This window comes from Pseudomonas fragi (assembly GCF_002269505.1).
Lineage (GTDB): Bacteria > Pseudomonadota > Gammaproteobacteria > Pseudomonadales > Pseudomonadaceae > Aquipseudomonas > Aquipseudomonas fragi_D.
Map to the genome: position 1 here is coordinate 1 of NZ_NQKQ01000001.1, position 17,337 is coordinate 17,337.

Here is a 17,337-nt window from a genome sequence, read left to right on the forward strand (position 1 = left end):
AAGAGCGGTTGGTAAGCTTTCGCTGTACCGAGGTGCGCATTCTACAGCAGCCTCTGTATCTGTCAAGCGGTTATTTTAAGATGTTTTCAAAGTTTCCTTTGTAACATCAACCACTTGCGCTTCCGATCTCTCGTTAGCGGGAGGCGAATTCTACAGCGTTACACGCTGCTGTCAACACCTCATTTCCTGCTTCGATGACTTGAAGCTGGCACTGCCGAAAAACCATCCAACTCATTGAAACTCAAGGAGTTTTCCGTTTCGACTGCGCCGGAAGTGGGGCGAATTATAGACAGTTACAAATCTGGGTCAAGCACTAGTTTCATAATTCTGTCATATAGCCTTAAAAGCGCCCTAAAAGCAGAGGCCAGCCTGACGGCTGGCCTCTCTTCTTCTATATAAGAGCAGTGTGACGCCCTTCTTACAGACTCGGGAAGGCAAACTGCGATGCTTCATGGCTGGCACGTTGCGGCCAGCGTTGAGTGATTGCCTTGCGACGCGTGTAAAAACGCACGCCGTCAGGACCATAAGCATGCAGATCACCAAACAGCGAACGCTTCCAGCCGCCAAAGCTATGGTAGGCAACAGGGACTGGCAACGGTACGTTAACCCCCACCATCCCTACTTCAATCTCGTCACAGAACAAACGGGCCGCTTCACCATCACGGGTGAAAATGCAGGTGCCATTACCGTATTCGTGATCGTTGATCAGTTGCATCGCCTCTTCCAGGCTCTTCACGCGCACGATGCACAGCACCGGGCCAAAAATCTCTTCTTTATAGATGCGCATCTCAGGCGTAACACGGTCAAACAGGCAACCGCCCAGGAAGAAGCCCTCTTCATGCCCCTTGATGCTCAAACCGCGACCATCAACCACCAACTGCGCACCGGCTGCGACGCCATCGTCGACGTAGCCACTGACCTTGTCCCGCGCCTGTCCAGTCACCAGGGGACCCATATCCAGCCCGCACGAAGTGCCCGCGCCAATTTTCAGCGCCTTGATTTGGGGAACCAGTTTGGCCACCAGGGCATCTGCAACCTGATCACCAACGCACACTGCAACCGAGATGGCCATGCAACGCTCGCCGCACGAACCATACGCAGCACCCATCAGTGCGCTGACTGCGTTATCCAGATCCGCATCCGGCATCAGCACCGCATGGTTCTTCGCCCCCCCCAATGCCTGCACGCGCTTGCCGCGTTTGGTGCCTTCGGCGTAGATGTACTCGGCAATCGGGGTCGAGCCAACAAAACTCAGCGCTTTCACTTCAGGCGCCTCGATCAGCGCATCCACAGCTGACTTGTCGCCGTGCACCACGTTCATCACGCCCTTGGGCAAACCGGCTTCCTGCAGCAGTTGAGCGATCAACAGCGTCGAACTTGGATCACGCTCCGACGGTTTCAGGATGAAACAGTTACCGCACACAATCGCCAACGGGTACATCCACAACGGAACCATGGCCGGGAAGTTGAACGGTGTAATCCCTGCAACTACACCCAATGGCTGGAAGTCCGACCAGGCATCAATGTTCGGGCCTACGTTACGACTGTATTCGCCTTTCAGAATTTCAGGAGCCGAGCAAGCGTATTCGACGTTCTCGATCCCGCGCTTCAGTTCACCCGCCGCATCTTCCAGGGTCTTGCCGTGCTCTTCACTGATCAATTGCGAGATGCGCGCTTCGTTCTGCTCCAGCAACTGCTTGAAACGGAACATCACCTGGGCACGCTTGGCAGGCGGCGTATTGCGCCACGCCGGGAATGCAGCCTTGGCTGCATCAATGGCTTGTTGAATCGTCTCGCGACTGGCCAATGGAACCTGATGAATCACTTTGCCGGTGGACGGGTTGTAAACATCAGCGGTGCGGCCAGAATCGTTCAGTAACTCGCCATTGATCAAGTGTTGAATGGTGCTCATGGATGCTCCAGAAAAGTTGTCCACAGGCGCGAACGCTGCGCGCCTGGATAAATGCAATAAGTGTCGCTTCTATATAGAAGGATCAGTCGATCTGATTGAGCGCCTCGCCCACTGCATCGAACAAACGATCCAGGTCTTGCGCCTTGCTGTTGAACGTTGGCCCGAACTGCAGGGTGTCGCCGCCGTAGCGCACGTAGAAACCGGCTTTCCACAATTTCATTGCGGCATCAAACGGACGCACAATGGCATCACCATCACGCGGCGCAATCTGAATCGCCCCCGCCAGGCCATAGTTGCGAATATCAATTACGTTCTTCACGCCTTTCAAACCGTGCAGAGCGTTTTCAAAATGTGGCGCGACTTCAGCCACACTTTGCACCAAATTCTCTTTTTGCAGCAGGTCGAGCGCTGCAAGCCCGGCAGCACAAGCCACCGGGTGAGCCGAGTAGGTATAACCATGCGGGAATTCAACCGCGTACTCAGGCGTCGGCTGATTCATGAACGTGTGATAAATCTCGCTGCTCGCAATAACGGCGCCCATCGGGATGGCACCGTTAGTGACCTGCTTGGCAATGCACATCAAGTCAGGTGTCACGCCGAAGCTGTCAGCACCAAACATTGAGCCTGTACGACCAAAGCCGGTGATCACTTCATCGAAAACCAACAGGATGTTGTGCTGGTCGCAGATTTCACGCAGACGTTTCAGATAACCCTGAGGCGGAACCAATACCCCCGCAGAGCCAGCCATCGGCTCTACAAAAACGGCAGCAATGTTCGAGGCATCGTGCAACTCGATCAATTTGAGCAATTCATCAGCCAGGGCAATCCCGCCCAGCTCCGGCATGCCGCGAGAGAACGCATTGCTTGCCAGCAGCGTGTGCGGCAGATGATCAACATCCAGCATCGCCTGGCCAAACAACTTACGGTTACCGTTCACGCCGCCCAGGCTGGTACCTGCAATGTTCACCCCGTGATAACCACGAGCACGGCCAATCATCTTGGTTTTGCTCGACTGGCCTTTTAGGCGCCAGTAGGCACGCACCATTTTCACCGCAGTATCGGCACACTCCGAGCCCGAGTCAGTGAAGAACACGTGGTTAAGGTTGCCTGGTGTCAGCTCGGTAATTTTCTCTGCCAGCTTGAACGACAGCGGATGGCCGTACTGGAACGCCGGCGAGTAATCGAGGGTGCCCAGTTGCTTGGCAACGGCTTCCTGGATTTCTGTACGGGTATGCCCTGCCCCGCAAGTCCAAAGGCCTGACAACGAATCGTAAATCTGCCGACCTTTATCATCCGTCAGATAACTACCTTTCGCGGCCACGATAAAACGCGGATCACGATGGAAATTACGGTTGGCGGTGTAAGGCATCCAGTGCGCATCCAGCTTGAGCTGGCTGGTCAGATTCAATTCGGCGTTCTCAGGCATGTTCATCAGCAAAACCTCGCAAGGCAAAAGCGGCGTGGATGTTGAAAGCGTTGTTGCACCTAAATTGCCACGGCTATAAAGTCGATGAAATCCAACTCTTCTAACCTTTAGTTAGGCGTTCACTAAACTATGAGCAGCCGTCGCCCCGATGCACTGGCCCAGGTCAGCGACTTTGATATCCGGTTGCTGCGTATTTTCCGCAGCGTTGTGGAGTGCGGTGGTTTCTCGGCAGCAGAGACCGTACTGGGTATCGGCCGCTCTGCTATTAGCCAACAGATGAGTGATCTTGAACAGCGCCTGGGTTTGCGCCTGTGCCAGCGTGGGCGTGCAGGGTTTTCGCTGACGGAAGAAGGCCGTGAGGTCTATCACTCCGCGCTGCAATTACTCGGCGCACTTGAGAGTTTTCGTACCGAGGTCAACGGTCTGCACCAGCACTTGCGCGGCGAGCTGACCATTGGCCTGACCGATAACCTCGTTACCCTGCCCCATATGCGTATCACCCATGCCCTGGCCCAACTCAAGGAGCGTGGGCCGGATGTGCAAATCCACATTCGCATGATCTCGCCCCACGAAGTCGAACAGGGTGTGCTCGACGGCCGCCTGCATGTGGGCGTTGTGCCACAGGCCAGTACTTTATCCGGGCTGGAATATCAGCCGCTCTACAGCGAGCGCTCGCTGCTGTATTGCGCCGTGGGCCACCCGCTGTTTTATGTCGACGATCGGCAACTGGAGGACGCCCGGCTCAATGATCAAGATGCCATCGCTCCCACCTTTCGCCTGCCCTCCGACATCCAGGCCCATTATCAGGCACTCAACTGCACCGCCAGCGCTTCTGACCGAGAAGGGATGGCATTTTTGATCCTTACCGGACGCTACATTGGCTATTTGCCAGACCACTACGCCAGCCTCTGGGTACAGCAAGGCCGCCTACGAGCGCTGAAAGCCAAGACGCGTTTCTACGATTTGAGCCTGGCATCAGTGACACGCAAAGGCCGACGGCCGCATCTGGTCCTGGAAAGTTTCCTTGAGAGCCTGGAAGCGACGCGTTAACGTGAAAAACTTCGCTACACAAACAGATTGACCGGAGTGCCCATGCCCCTTGAAGTCCCTGCCCATGACGGCAAGCCTCCCAGCCGTATCCGGCAGATAAACGAAGAGGCCATTCTCAAGGCCGCCGAGGATGAATTTGCCCGCCACGGATTCAAAGGCACCAGCATGAACGCCATCGCCCTGAGTGCCGGGCTGCCCAAAGCCAACCTGCATTATTACTTCACCAACAAGCTAAGCCTGTATATCGCGGTACTGAGCAATATCCTCGAGCTATGGGACAGCACCTTCAACGCCTTGACGACTGAAGACGACCCGGCTCAAGCCCTTACCCAATACATTCGCGCAAAAATGGAGTTCTCTCGCCGACAGCCCCAGGCTTCGCGTGTTTTTGCTATGGAAATCATCAGCGGTGGGGCCTGTCTGACCGAGTATTTCACTCAAGACTACCGAGCTTGGTTTCAAGGTCGTGCAGCCGTGTTCCAGGCCTGGATAGATGCAGGCAAGATGGACCCGGTCGACCCGGTAAACCTGATTTTCCTGTTGTGGGGCAGCACCCAGCATTACGCTGATTTTTCGACGCAAATTTGCCGCGTAACGGGTCGCAGGCACCTCAGCAAACAAGATATGCAAGCCGCCAGCGACAACCTGATTCGCATCATCCTCAAAGGCTGCGGCCTGACCCCAACAGTCTAAGCCTGGAACCGACATGCCTTCGACCCTTACGGGACTTTGCGAGTACCGCGAAGAAATCCGCAAAAGCCGCTTCATTACCTACGCTGCGCCCATCACCAGCGCCCAGCAGGCCCAGGACTTTATCGAGCAACACAGCGACCTGAATGCATCGCACAACTGCTGGGCATGGAAGATCGGGGCGCAATACCGCAGCAGTGATGATGGTGAACCTGGCGGTACGGCAGGCCGGCCGATACTCTCGGCCATCGAAGCCCAGGACTGCGACCAGGTCGCGGTACTGGTCATCCGCTGGTATGGCGGTATCCAGCTTGGCACCGGCGGCCTCGCCAGAGCCTATGGTGGAGGCGCCAACAAGTGCCTGCAAAACGCTGAAAAATTGCCTTTGGTGAGCCGCGTTGCACTCACCTGCTCGTGCAGCTTCAGTGAACTGGCACTGGTCAAACTGCGCCTGGGCGAACTGAACGGCCTGATCATTGATGAAGCATTCACCGCCAATGGCGTTGACCTGGAACTGGCATTAGGTGAGGAACAGATTGCACCCGCGCAGCAGCAACTGGCGGACCTCAGCCGAGGCAGAATTTTGCTGCAACGTAGCGCCAGCGAGATCGACGCATAAAAGTGCTATGTTCCTGTGTCCATAGTTGCCCACAGTCACTGTGCACCCACCTGTGGATAACCTGAGCACACACCGCTACAGCCCTTATATGGCAAGTGCTTCAGGGGCTTGTACGTTTTTTGACCAACTCATACCCCCTCTGTACAGGAAGCAACTCATGACAGCAAAACGTGCACTGATCATCGGAGCTTCACGTGGCCTGGGCCTGGGCCTGGTCAAAGAGTTGCTCGCCGACGGCTGGAACGTGACCGCCACTGTGCGCGACCCACAAAAAGCTGATGCCCTGAAGGCCTTGGGGCCGGTGCGCGTAGAGCAACTGGACATGGACAGCCAGCAGGCAATCAAGGCCCTGAGCCATAGGCTGGACAACGAGGTCTTCGACCTGCTGTTTATCAACGCCGGGGTCAAAGGCCCGGACGATCAGCTGTCGGGGAATGCAACGCTGGCCGAAGTGGGCCAGCTGTTTTTCACCAACAGCGTGGCGCCAATCAATCTGGCCCGGGAGTTTGTCAGCAAAATCCGTAAAGACAGTGGCGTACTGGCATTTATGAGTTCAGTGCTTGGCAGTGTCACCCAACCTGATGCTCCTGAAATGTCCCTCTACAAGGCCAGTAAAGCAGCACTCAACTCGATGACCAACACCTTTGTGCGCTATGAATTGGGCGACAACAATCCGACCGTGCTGTCCATGCACCCGGGCTGGGTGAAAACCGATATGGGCGGCGAAGGCGCCGATATAGATGTGCAAACCAGCACCCGTGGCCTGGTGGAACAGGTCAAGGCATTTGCCGGAAAAGGCGGTCATCACTTTATCGACTACAAGGGTCAGACGATTCCCTGGTAAGCAGCCTGCGACAAATGGCAGGGGCTTTTTTACAAATTGTGTAGCCCCTCGCCTGTAGAATGTCGCCATCTGTACCCGATTTGATGAGAAAACCTTTTATGTATGACTGGCTGAACGCCCTGCCAAAAGCTGAACTGCACATGCACCTTGAGGGTTCCCTGGAACCCGAGTTGCTGTTCTCGCTGGCCGAGCGCAACAAAATCGCCTTGCCGTGGAACGACGTTGAAACCTTGCGCAAGGCGTATGCCTTCAACAACCTGCAAGAATTCCTCGACCTTTATTACAAAGGCGCTGACGTACTGCGCACCTCTCAGGACTTTTACGACCTGACCTGGGCCTACCTGTTGCGTTGCAAGGAACAGAACGTCATTCACACCGAGCCCTTCTTCGACCCGCAAACCCACACCGACCGTGGCGTGCCGTTTGAAGTCGTGCTCAATGGCATCGCCAGCGCACTTAAAGATGGCGAACAGCAACTGGGTATCACCAGCGGACTGATCCTCAGCTTCCTGCGCCACTTGAGCGAAGAAGAAGCAGAAAAAACCCTCGATATGGCCCTGCCATTTCGCGATGCCTTTGTCGCCGTTGGCCTCGACAGTTCAGAAATGGGCCACCCGCCGAGCAAGTTTGTGCGCGTATTCGACCGTGCCCGTGATGAAGGCTTCCTGACCGTTGCCCACGCCGGTGAAGAAGGCCCACCCGAGTACATCTGGCAAGCCCTGGACCTGCTCAAGATCCAGCGTATCGACCATGGCGTGCGCGCCATTGAAGACGAACGCCTGATGCAGCGCATTATCGACGAGCAAATCCCGTTGACCGTGTGCCCGCTGTCCAACACCAAGCTGTGCGTGTTCGATCATATGTCGCAACACAACATTCTCGACATGCTCGAGCGTGGCGTGAAAGTGACCGTCAACTCCGATGACCCGGCCTACTTTGGCGGTTACATGACCGAGAACTTCCACGCGTTGTACACCGACCTAGGCATGACCCAGGACCAGGCCAAACGCCTGGCGCAAAACGGTCTGGATGCGCGGTTGGTCAAGCCGTAAGGCGCAGCCTGTTTTGTGGGAGAGGGCCTGCTCTCTCCCACAGAAGCCTCAATGCTTTTCCGGATACTGCTTGCTCAATACCCCACATCGCTCACTGAGCATGTCGCGCAAGAGGCGCACCGGCTTGCTCAGTTGAGCACGATGACCGCACAGCAGATTCAACGGCGCCCGTTCGCACACCAGCCCCGGCAGCAACACCTTGAGCCGCCCGGTCTGCACATCCCCCGCCACATCCAGCCACGACTTGTAGGCAATGCCCTGCCCGGCAACCGCCCACAACCGCACCACATCGGCATCATCGCTAAAGCGATTACCGCTCACCGTCAGCCCCAGTTCACGCTTGCCATCATTAAATTGCCAATGGTCATGAACCCGCGTGCCAAGCATGTACAGCAGGCAATTGTGTTGCAGCAGTTGTTCGAGTTGGCGCGGCTCGCCCTTGCGGGCCAAATAGTCGGGAGACGCACACAGCACCCGACGGTTATCCGGGGCCACGGGCAGTGCCACCAGGCTGGAGTCTTCGGGTTCGCCGTAACGCAAGGCGATATCCACAGGCTGGCGGAACAAGTCGGCAATCCGGTCCCCCAGTAACAGGCGCACGGTTAATTGCGGGTGCTCACGCTGGAATTCGTCCAGCCAGGGCAGTAGCAGATTGCGCCCGAAGTCCGACGGCGCCGATAACTGCAACACCCCGCTGACCTCATCTTGCCCACGCGCCAGCACGCGACGCCCCTCATCAAGGCTGGCTAACGCCGTACGCGCATATTCAAGAAAACCTTCACCTTCAGCCGTCAAACGCAAACTGCGGGTTGAACGCGCCAGCAGTCGCGAGCCCAGCTGTGCTTCTATGCGCTTGAGTGCCGCGCTGGCCACCGCCGGGGACATATCCATCACCCGGGCCGCCGCCGACAGGCTGCCCAAATCGGCAGCGCGAACGAACAATTGCAGATCATCGAAACGCAGCATTCAGAGCTCACCCGGTCATTATCAATAAAATATTGAAAGAGAATGCTGTTTTAGCCGGTTTTATCGCCCTGTTAAATAGCTAATTATCACCAGCACTTTCTTAGCCATTTTCAGGACATGTCCCATGAAAGCTGTTGCCTATTACCAATCGCTGCCAATCGAAGACGCCAAGGCTCTGCAAGACATCGAACTGCCTGAGCCAGTTGCCGGGCCGCGGGACTTGCTGGTCGAGGTCAAGGCCATCTCCGTCAACCCGGTGGACACCAAAGTGCGCCAGAACGTGCAGCCCGAGGCCGACACCGCCAAGGTACTGGGTTGGGATGTGGCGGGCGTGGTCAAAGCCGTCGGCAGTGAAGTCAGCCTGTTCAAGGTTGGCGACAAGGTGTTTTACGCCGGGTCCATTGCCCGCGCCGGGGCCAACAGCGAGCGCCATGTGGTGGATGAGCGAATCGTCGGGCATATGCCCAAAAGCCTCGACTTCGCCCAGGCCGCAGCGTTGCCGCTGACCGCCATCACTGCCTGGGAGTTGTTGTTTGAGCGCCTTGGCATCAACGAGGGCAAAACCGACGAGCAACAAAGCCTGCTGATCGTCGGTGCGGCGGGTGGTGTGGGTTCGATCCTGACGCAACTGGCCAGCCAGTTGACTGCGCTCAAGGTGATTGGTAGCGCATCCCGCCCAGAAACCCAGGCCTGGGTGCGTGAGCTGGGCGCCGATCTTGTTATCGATCACAGCCAGCCCCTGAGCGCTGAACTCAAGCGCCACGGCATTGATGCTGTAAGCCATGTCGCCAGCCTGACCCAGACTGATCTGCATATGGACCAACTGGTCGAAGCGCTCGCTCCCCAGGGCAAACTGGCCCTGATTGACGATCCAAAGGCACTGGATATCACCAAACTCAAACGCAAGAGCCTGTCGCTGCACTGGGAGTTCATGTACACCCGCTCGCTGTTTCAGACCCCGGACATGATCGAGCAACATCACCTGCTCAATCGTGTCGCCGAACTTATCGATGCGGGCACTTTGCGCAGCACCGTCGGCGAGCACTTTGGCACCATCAACGCCACTAACCTGCGACGCGCCCATGCCCTGCTGGAAAGCGGCAAAGCCAAAGGCAAGGTTGTGCTGGAAGGGTTCTGAAAGGACGTCTGAGGGGACAGATGCGGTCAGTTTTTAACCGTCAGTCAGAGACTTGATCCTGGACATATTTGCCCGGTTTTTTCGGCATACACTGGCCTCCTTTGCGAACCGAAGGAGGCCAGAAATGAAAATCCTGATAAGAGCGTTAGCAAGATCGCGCGACAGCCAATGGCAGGTGCAAATCGACCAGCAAGCAGTCAACTTTCGCACTGAAGCCGAGGCTCGGGCCTTTGTTGACAAGCTGCAGTCGCGCCTGCAAGCCCCGCACAGACTGCCCGAACGTTTGGCTGGCTAAATCAGACCGACTGCTCTGCGGCGATCCGGGCGGTGTACAAGCGTCGGGTCGCCATCGCCAGGCCGACGGCCAGCACCCCGCACAAGGTGATGACAATCGCCATCGGCATTGCGCTGCCATCGTGCAATACCCCCACCAATGACGCAGCACCTGCCGCCACACTGAACTGCAGACAGCCCAGCATCGCCGACGCACTGCCTGCACGGGCGCCCTGCCCGCTCATGGCACAGGCCGAGGCGTTGGGAATGATGCAACCCAAACTGGCGATACAGATAAACAGCGGAATCAGCAACGGCCACAGTTGCGCGGTATGCAAGGTGCTGACACCCAGCAAGACCAGCCCCGCCGCCAGATAGACCCACACCATGCGCGCCAGCAAAAAGGCCGGGCCGCGCTTGGCCAGCAGGCGGGCGTTCAACTGCGCTACCAGAATGAACCCGGCGGCGTTGGTACCAAACAGCCAGCCGTAATGCTCGGCGGGGACGCCATACAGTTTGATAAAGACGAAAGGCGAACCTGCAATGTAGGCAAACATCCCGGCCATTGCGATCCCCCCGGTCAGCGCGTGGCCAAGGAACTCACGGTCCTTGAGCAAACGCCCGTATTGGCGCAGTGCCCCCGACAGCGGCTGACGCGGCACATTGGCCGGCAGGCTTTCAGGCAGGCCAAGCGCAACGGCGGTTGCCGCCAATGCGCTGAATACCGTCAACACCAGGAAAATTGACTGCCAGCCATACAGGTTGACCAGCAGCCCGCCCAGCATCGGTGCCAAAATCGGCGCCAGGCCCATGACCAGCATCAATTGCGAAAACACTTTGGCCGACTGCACGGCGTCGCATTTATCACTGACAATCGCCCGCGACAGCACCATGCCAGCACAACCACCGAGGGCCTGGACAAACCGCGCGCCAATCAACCACTCCAGGGTCGGGGCAAAGGCACACGCCAGGGACGCGACAGTGAACAGGCCGACGCCCACCAGCAGTGGCACGCGCCGACCGAAGCGGTCTGCTACCGGGCCGTAGGCCAACTGACCGATGGAGAGGCCCAGGAAGTACACGGCCAGAGTCAGTTGAATTTGGGTTTCATCCGTCGCAAAGGCTTGTGCCATCGCCGGAAAACCGGGCAAGTAAAAATCGATCGCCAACGGACCGAAGGCGCTCAGGGCGCCAAGAATCAAGATTGTTCGAAGGTTCATCAGGTATCCAGAAATCAGACTGCGGTTAGCGCAGGCTGACAGTCTAGCTGTGGTTACCGACCCTGAACATAAAGTTAGCGAGCTAGCTAATAAAACCCGCAGGTCTTGGTAGTCGCTGAGGAGCGAAGCGAGGCTGCGATCGGTCGCGCAGCGGCCGTATAACCTGGCGCACCGCAGGCGACGGCTTCGCCGCCGATCGCAGCCTCGCTTCGCTCCTCAGCGACTACATATTGGCTGCCACACATTCCTAATGCGCCGTGCGCGCCTCAAAACCGGCATTGGTGATCACGTCGATGATCTGCAATGGCGACACATTGCTGTCCACCTTGACCGTTTTGCTCGCCAGATCCACTTCTACTTTCGCGTCTTTATCCACCGTCTGCACCGCACGGGTCACCGCGCCCACACAGCCACCACAGGTCATACCGTCTACTTTGAACGTTTGCATGATCACGCCTCCTGTCTGAGATAGAGCTACAGCTTCGACCTTGCCATCATGGCAAGGTCAAGCCCGTTGTTTTACGCGCTGACTGGCAATCCATCCCCTGCTCGGCCAAGCTGCAAGCCTTGCGATTTGAAAACAGGATACTTAGCCATGCGCTGGACCGCTTTGAGCCTAGTCAGCCTTTTAGGTCTTGCCAGTTTGCCGCTGTGGGCAACCGCCGCCCAGGACTACGGCGTACTGATCATTTCCCGCGAACGCCTTGAAGTCCCCACCAACTGTGAGGTGGGTGTGTATATCGACGATCAACTGGCCGGAAGGTTGTTCCAGGAGCAAACCCTGGCCTTTAACTTGCCACCGGCTACAGTCGATATCCGTCTCAAACTGCTCCCCGGGCAAGCGCCCGGCTGTCTGCCCGGGATGCTGGTGCCCGCCGCGCAGCAGTTCACCCTCAAGGCCGGTGACGTACGCAAATACCGCATCGCTCTGGGCAAACAAGGCATGTACCTCAAACCGGCCCAACTGGAATATTGAGCACGGCACAACGCGGCAACTGACGAACAGCAAGAGGCCTTGACCTTGCCATGGGGTCAAGGTCGATTCTATGGATAGACAACTTCTTGAGGAGGACTGCTCGTGCCCACCCAATTCGATCTGCCGATTGATGGCATGACCTGTGCCAGCTGCGCAGGGCGTGTGGAAAAATCTCTGGCCAAAGTGCCCGGCGTACGTTCGGTCAGCGTCAATCTGGCCACTGAACAGGCTCGCGTCGAAGCGCCTGCCGACAGCTTGCCGGCACTGGTCGAAGCTGTGCAGCAGGCGGGCTATAGCGTACCCGCCCACAGCCTGGAACTGGATATCAGCGGTATGACGTGCGCTTCGTGCGCAGGGCGTGTCGAAAAAGCCCTGGCCAGGGTGCCGGGGGTCAAAAGCGCCAGCGTCAACCTCGCCACCGAGCGGGCTCATATCGAATTGCTCGGCCAGGTTGATCCAGGCCTGCTGATCAACGCGGTCACTCAGGCCGGCTATGGTGCCAGCCTGCACCAAAGTGAAAAAACCACCGAAGACGATCAGCAAAAACGCCTGCACCGTGAACGCTGGGCGCTGACCCTGGCTATCGTACTGGCGCTGCCGCTGGTGCTGCCCATGCTGCTGGCGCCTTTTGGCGTGCACTGGATGCTGCCCGCCTGGGCCCAGTTTGTATTGGCGACTCCGGTGCAGTTCGTTTTGGGCGCACGTTTTTATGTAGCCGCGTGGAAAGCCGTCAAGGCCGGTGCGGGCAATATGGACCTGCTGGTCGCCCTGGGCACCAGCGCCGGTTATGGCCTGAGCCTGTACGATTGGGCCATCGCCGAACCCGGCAGCATGCCCCATCTGTACTTTGAAGCCTCGGCGGTGGTGATCGCCCTTGTACTGCTGGGCAAATACCTTGAAAGCCGCGCCAAACGCCAGACCGCCAGCGCCATCCGCGCTCTCGAAGCCCTGCGCCCCGAACGGGCCTTGCGCATGGTCGACGGCCAGGAGCAGGACGTTGCCATCAGTGACTTGCGCCTCAATGACCTGGTGCTGGTCAAACCCGGTGAGCGCTTTCCGGTTGATGGCGAAGTGGTAGAAGGCCAAAGCCATGCCGACGAAGCACTGATCAGCGGTGAAAGCCTGCCGGTGCCCAAACAACCCGGGGATAAAGTCACCGGCGGCGCCATCAATGGTGAAGGCCGGCTGGTGATCAAAACCCTGGCACTGGGGACAGAAACCGTACTGGCGCGCATCATCCGCCTGGTGGAAGACGCGCAGTCTGCCAAAGCGCCGATCCAGAAGCTGGTGGACAAGGTCAGTCAGGTATTCGTGCCCGTGGTTCTGCTGATAGCACTGGCCACGCTGCTGGGCTGGTGGCTGTATGGTGCACCGATTGAAACAGCACTGATCAACGCTGTGGCCGTACTGGTGATTGCTTGCCCTTGTGCCCTGGGCCTGGCGACCCCCACCGCGATCATGGCCGGTACTGGTGTTGCCGCCCGTCACGGAATTTTGATCAAGGACGCCGAGGCGTTGGAGCGTGCCCATGAAGTCAGCGCCGTGGTTTTCGACAAAACTGGCACCTTGACCTCCGGTACCCCGCAAATCGCTCACTTCAGCGCACTTGACGGTGACGAGGCTCGCTTGCTGCAAGCCGCCGGTGCCCTGCAGCGCGGCAGCGAACACCCGCTGGCCAAGGCCGTGCTGGATGCCTGTGCGGCGCGCAACCTCAACGTGCCGGACGTTACCGACAGCCAGTCGCTGACCGGCCGCGGCATTGCCGGCACCCTGGAGGGCCGCCGACTGGCCCTGGGTAACCGCCGCCTGCTGGAAGAAACCGGTCTGGCCCCAGGCTCGCTTGGCGCATCGGCCAGCGCCTGGGAAACCGAAGGCCGCACCCTGTCATGGTTGATCGAGCAAAGCCCGCAACCGCAGGTGCTGGGCCTGTTCGCCTTTGGTGACACGCTGAAAACCGGCGCCCTGTCGGCCATCCAGCAACTCAATGCACGCCATATCAGCAGTCACCTGTTGACCGGCGACAACCGAGGCAGTGCCAAAGTGGTGGCCGAAGCCCTGGGGATCAGCGATGTTCACGCCGAAGTGCTGCCCGCCGACAAGGCCGCGACCGTGGCCGAACTGAAGAAAACCGGGGTGGTGGCCATGGTCGGTGACGGCATCAACGACGCCCCGGCACTGGCTGCGGCTGACATCGGTATCGCCATGGGTGGCGGTACCGATGTGGCCATGCATGCAGCCGGTATCACCCTGATGCGCGGCGACCCGCGACTGGTGCCGGCGGCACTGGAGATCAGCCGCAAAACCTACGCGAAAATCCGGCAGAACCTGTTTTGGGCGTTTATCTACAACGTCATCGGCATTCCGCTAGCGGCCTTCGGCTTTTTGAACCCGGTACTGGCGGGGGCGGCCATGGCCTTTTCCAGCGTCAGTGTGGTCAGTAACGCGTTGTTGCTGAAGTTCTGGAAACCCAAGGACCTTGAATAAGGAGGCATCGTCATGAATATAGGCCAGGCCGCCAGACACAGCGGCTTGAGCGCCAAGATGATTCGTTATTACGAGTCCATCGGCCTGCTCAAACCCGCGCAACGCAGTGACAGCGGCTACCGCCTGTACAGCGATGACGACCTGCATACCCTGGCGTTTATCAAACGCTCGCGGGACCTGGGGTTTTCGCTGGAGGAGGTCGGCAAGCTACTGACCCTGTGGCAGGATCGCCAGCGCGCCAGTGGTGATGTGAAGGCACTGGCGCGCCAGCATATTGATGAGCTGAACCAGAAGATCGCCGAGCTGAGCAGCCTGCGCGATACGTTGCAGGATCTGGTCGAAAGCTGTCAGGGCGACCACCGCCCTGACTGCCCGATCCTCAGGGATCTGGAATCAGGGCCCTGCTGCGCCGTAAAGGCATGAACATCTGCATGACCGGGTGATCAACCTGTGGGAGCGGGCTTGCTCGCGATTCAGGCGCCAAGGTGTATCTGGCTGACCAGGGTGATGCCATCGCGGGCAAGCCCGGCTCCCACAGGAACGTTAATCAGAAAGCTGTCAGCAACACCTTAGCCAACATCAGCACGCCAATCACTGCACACAGCGCCGCGAAACCCTGCTGTAGCCACTGGGCCGAGACGTGCGGGGCGGTGACACGACCGGCAACCATCCCGGCCAGGGTTGCGGCAATAAACATCACCCCTTCACTCGACAGACTCACGCCTTGGCTCATCAGGTTGCCCAAGGTGCCCAGCGAGACCAGCGCCACGACCATCAGCGAAGTGGAGACCACCGCGTGGATGCGCACGTCACTGAATTTGCGAAACGCCGGCACGATCAAAAAACCGCCACCGACACTCAATAATCCCGTAAGCAACCCCGAAGTGGCACCAATCGATACCAGCGTCAGGCTGCAGCGGGCATTCCAGGTCAGCCGCCCGGTAGCCGGGTTGAGCATGCAGTTTTTCTCCAGCACACCAATGCTGGCGTCTTCGCGCGCATCGGCTCTGGCCTGCAGGAACATGCGCAGCGAGACAAACATCATCACCGCACTGAACATCAGTACCAGCGCCTTGGCGGGCAGCAATCTGGCCAGATGCAAGCCGATCGGCGAAGTGATCGAGCCCACGATCGCCATCAATGCAGCCGCCTTGTAGCGCACCAGGCCTCTGCGCAAACCATCCAGTGCGCCCAGTGCCGCGGCCATGCCGACCGCCAGCAAGGCCACCGGCGTGGCTTGCGCCAATGTCCAGCCAAGCCCCAGGGTCAGCGCCGGGATAGCCAGAATACCGCCTCCAGCCCCCGTCAACCCGAGCACCAGTCCAACCAGCATGCCTAACAGAATAATCAACATGGTCAGGCTCAGTCCGGCTTGCAGTCAGTGAACCACTCGCGCCCTTTGAGCATGCCCTGCCAGTAGAACCACGGCAGCAATGTGGCCTTGAGCAGCCACGCCGACTTGCGCGCTACGGTCGGGTCCAGGGGGAAAGTGGGGAGCAGTTTGCCGCCATAACCGAATTCGGCCAGGATCACCTTGCCGTTTTCCACGGTCAGCGGGCACGAGCCATAGCCGTCATAGCGCTTGGGCAAAGCCAGGCCCTTGCGCAGCGCCAGAAGGTTTTCGGCCACGATGACCACTTGCTTGCGGGTAGCCGCAGCCGTCTTGGCATTGGCCGTATTGCACACATCGCCAAGGGCGAAAATCTCCGGGTAGCGCGGATGCTGCAGCGTCGCCGGGTCAGTCTCGAACCAGCCGGCCTTGTCCGCCAGCTCGCTGCGGCGAATAACATCGGGCGCCTGCTGCGGTGGCACCACATGCAGCATGTCGAACGTTTTGGCCACGCGGGTCACGCCGCCCGCTGCGTCAGTCACATCAAACCACGCCGTCTTGCCCGGCCCGTCGACCTTGACCAGAGTGGACTGGAAAGCCAGCTGAGCGTTGTAGGCCTCCACGTACTTCATCAACGGAGGAACGAAAGCGGCTACGCCAAACAACACCGCCCCGGCCAGGTTGAACTCTACCTCGATCGAATCCAGAACACCGCGCTTGCGCCAGTGATCACAGGCCAGGTACATGGCTTTCTGCGGAGCCCCTGCGCACTTGATCGGCATGCCCGGCTGGGTGAAGAGCGCCTTGCCGCCGTTCAGGCTGCGCACCAGCTCCCAGGTGTAAGGCGCCAGGTCATGCCGATAGTTGGACGTTACGCCGTGCTTGCCGAGCGACTCTTCCAAACCTTCGATGTTCTCCCAGGCCAGTTGCAAACCGGGGCAGACGATCAGTTGTTGATAGCTCAGCTCGCTACCGTCGCTGAGCAGCACCACCTTGCGTTGCGGGGCGAAGGCACACAGTGATGCCTTGATCCAGTCAGCTCCTTTGGGCATGACTGCCGCTGTTGGCCGCACGGTGTTTTTCACATCGTAGGCACCGCCCCCGACCAGCGTCCAGGCGGGCTGGTAATAGTGTTCAGTGCTGGGCTCGATCACGGCGATAAGCAACCCGGCATCGCGCTTTAGCAAGCTGGCCGACACCGAAATACCGGCCGAACCACCGCCAACCACGACGACATCGTATTGCCTGGCCTCTCGCGGGGCCTGCGTTGCGGCTTCATAAAGCCTGGAGGAACGATTCCCGGTGCGGCAGTACGCCAGCACCGGCTGGGGTAGCTCGCCGAGTAACTGACGCATCT

General features: G+C 58.6%; 17 protein-coding genes. 10 read left to right on the forward strand and 7 right to left on the reverse strand.

Annotation, left to right across the window (positions count from 1 at the left end; all coding sequences use genetic code 11):
• Positions 1 to 418: 418 nt before the first annotated feature.
• Both CJU81_RS00005 and CJU81_RS00010 read right to left on the reverse strand, forming a co-directional pair.
• Positions 419 to 1,912, reverse strand: a complete 1,494-nt coding sequence (locus CJU81_RS00005) for a CoA-acylating methylmalonate-semialdehyde dehydrogenase (protein ID WP_095001080.1) — start codon at positions 1,910 to 1,912, stop codon at positions 419 to 421.
• Between the two features lie 82 nt (positions 1,913 to 1,994).
• Entirely contained in the window at positions 1,995 to 3,344 is a 1,350-nt protein-coding gene (locus tag CJU81_RS00010) for an aspartate aminotransferase family protein (protein ID WP_095035011.1), read from the reverse strand.
• Positions 3,345 to 3,467: 123 nt separating this feature from the next.
• Between CJU81_RS00010 and CJU81_RS00015 the strand changes: the two genes are divergently transcribed.
• The 5 genes from CJU81_RS00015 to CJU81_RS00035 all read left to right on the forward strand — a co-directional run bounded on the left by CJU81_RS00015 (position 3,468) and on the right by CJU81_RS00035 (position 7,593).
• Positions 3,468 to 4,388, forward strand: a complete 921-nt coding sequence (locus tag CJU81_RS00015) for a LysR family transcriptional regulator (RefSeq protein WP_095030825.1) — start codon at positions 3,468 to 3,470, stop codon at positions 4,386 to 4,388.
• Between the two features lie 42 nt (positions 4,389 to 4,430).
• Positions 4,431 to 5,081: a TetR/AcrR family transcriptional regulator gene (locus CJU81_RS00020; protein WP_095035012.1), complete on the forward strand. Its 651-nt coding sequence runs from the start codon at positions 4,431 to 4,433 to the stop codon at positions 5,079 to 5,081.
• A 13-nt stretch (positions 5,082 to 5,094) separates the two neighbouring features.
• Positions 5,095 to 5,697 carry an IMPACT family protein gene (locus tag CJU81_RS00025; protein WP_095035013.1) on the forward strand — a complete coding sequence of 201 codons (603 nt, stop codon included), beginning with the start codon at positions 5,095 to 5,097 and terminating at the stop codon, positions 5,695 to 5,697.
• Positions 5,698 to 5,854: 157 nt separating this feature from the next.
• A complete protein-coding gene (locus CJU81_RS00030; protein ID WP_095035014.1) occupies positions 5,855 to 6,541 on the forward strand; it encodes an SDR family oxidoreductase in 687 nt (228 codons plus the stop codon).
• A gap of 98 nt (positions 6,542 to 6,639) precedes the next feature.
• A complete protein-coding gene (locus CJU81_RS00035) occupies positions 6,640 to 7,593 on the forward strand; it encodes an adenosine deaminase (protein ID WP_016783589.1) in 954 nt (317 codons plus the stop codon).
• A gap of 48 nt (positions 7,594 to 7,641) precedes the next feature.
• Here the strand turns inward: CJU81_RS00035 and CJU81_RS00040 are convergent, their stop codons facing one another.
• Complete coding sequence (locus tag CJU81_RS00040; RefSeq protein WP_095035015.1) at positions 7,642 to 8,559, reverse strand: LysR family transcriptional regulator; 918 nt, start codon at positions 8,557 to 8,559, stop codon at positions 7,642 to 7,644.
• Between the two features lie 124 nt (positions 8,560 to 8,683).
• Here CJU81_RS00040 and CJU81_RS00045 point away from each other — a divergent pair, with 124 nt between their 5' ends.
• On the forward strand, positions 8,684 to 9,697 hold the full coding sequence (locus CJU81_RS00045; protein WP_095035016.1) for a zinc-binding alcohol dehydrogenase family protein: 1,014 nt from the start codon (positions 8,684 to 8,686) through the stop codon (positions 9,695 to 9,697).
• 124 nt (positions 9,698 to 9,821) lie between these two features.
• Positions 9,822 to 9,992, forward strand: a complete 171-nt coding sequence (locus CJU81_RS23985) for a hypothetical protein (RefSeq protein WP_162939354.1) — start codon at positions 9,822 to 9,824, stop codon at positions 9,990 to 9,992.
• Between the two features lies 1 nt (position 9,993).
• On the opposite strand, the gene CJU81_RS00050 is transcribed toward CJU81_RS23985, so the two are convergent.
• Together CJU81_RS00050 and CJU81_RS00055 are read right to left on the reverse strand one after the other, a co-directional pair.
• Positions 9,994 to 11,190 (reverse strand): multidrug effflux MFS transporter, encoded by a 1,197-nt coding sequence (locus CJU81_RS00050; protein ID WP_095030819.1) that lies wholly within the window; start codon positions 11,188 to 11,190, stop codon positions 9,994 to 9,996.
• Positions 11,191 to 11,437: 247 nt separating this feature from the next.
• On the reverse strand, positions 11,438 to 11,638 hold the full coding sequence (locus tag CJU81_RS00055; RefSeq protein ID WP_016783584.1) for a heavy-metal-associated domain-containing protein: 201 nt from the start codon (positions 11,636 to 11,638) through the stop codon (positions 11,438 to 11,440).
• A 147-nt stretch (positions 11,639 to 11,785) separates the two neighbouring features.
• On the opposite strand from CJU81_RS00055, the gene CJU81_RS00060 reads away from it, so the two are divergent.
• From CJU81_RS00060 to cueR, 3 genes are all read left to right on the forward strand, one after another.
• The gene (locus tag CJU81_RS00060) at positions 11,786 to 12,166 is read left to right on the forward strand and encodes a hypothetical protein (RefSeq protein WP_095035017.1); all 381 of its coding nucleotides are present in this window, start codon (positions 11,786 to 11,788) and stop codon (positions 12,164 to 12,166) included.
• A 96-nt stretch (positions 12,167 to 12,262) separates the two neighbouring features.
• Positions 12,263 to 14,650: a heavy metal translocating P-type ATPase gene (locus CJU81_RS00065; RefSeq protein WP_141232551.1), complete on the forward strand. Its 2,388-nt coding sequence runs from the start codon at positions 12,263 to 12,265 to the stop codon at positions 14,648 to 14,650.
• A 12-nt stretch (positions 14,651 to 14,662) separates the two neighbouring features.
• Positions 14,663 to 15,073: a Cu(I)-responsive transcriptional regulator gene (gene cueR / locus CJU81_RS00070; RefSeq protein ID WP_095035019.1), complete on the forward strand. Its 411-nt coding sequence runs from the start codon at positions 14,663 to 14,665 to the stop codon at positions 15,071 to 15,073.
• Positions 15,074 to 15,197: 124 nt separating this feature from the next.
• Here the strand turns inward: cueR and CJU81_RS00075 are convergent, their stop codons facing one another.
• Both CJU81_RS00075 and CJU81_RS00080 read right to left on the reverse strand, forming a co-directional pair.
• Complete coding sequence (locus tag CJU81_RS00075; RefSeq protein WP_095035020.1) at positions 15,198 to 16,004, reverse strand: sulfite exporter TauE/SafE family protein; 807 nt, start codon at positions 16,002 to 16,004, stop codon at positions 15,198 to 15,200.
• Positions 16,005 to 16,012: 8 nt separating this feature from the next.
• Positions 16,013 to 17,335 (reverse strand): bifunctional protein tyrosine phosphatase family protein/NAD(P)/FAD-dependent oxidoreductase, encoded by a 1,323-nt coding sequence (locus CJU81_RS00080; RefSeq protein WP_254924734.1) that lies wholly within the window; start codon positions 17,333 to 17,335, stop codon positions 16,013 to 16,015.
• Positions 17,336 to 17,337: the final 2 nt, after the last annotated feature.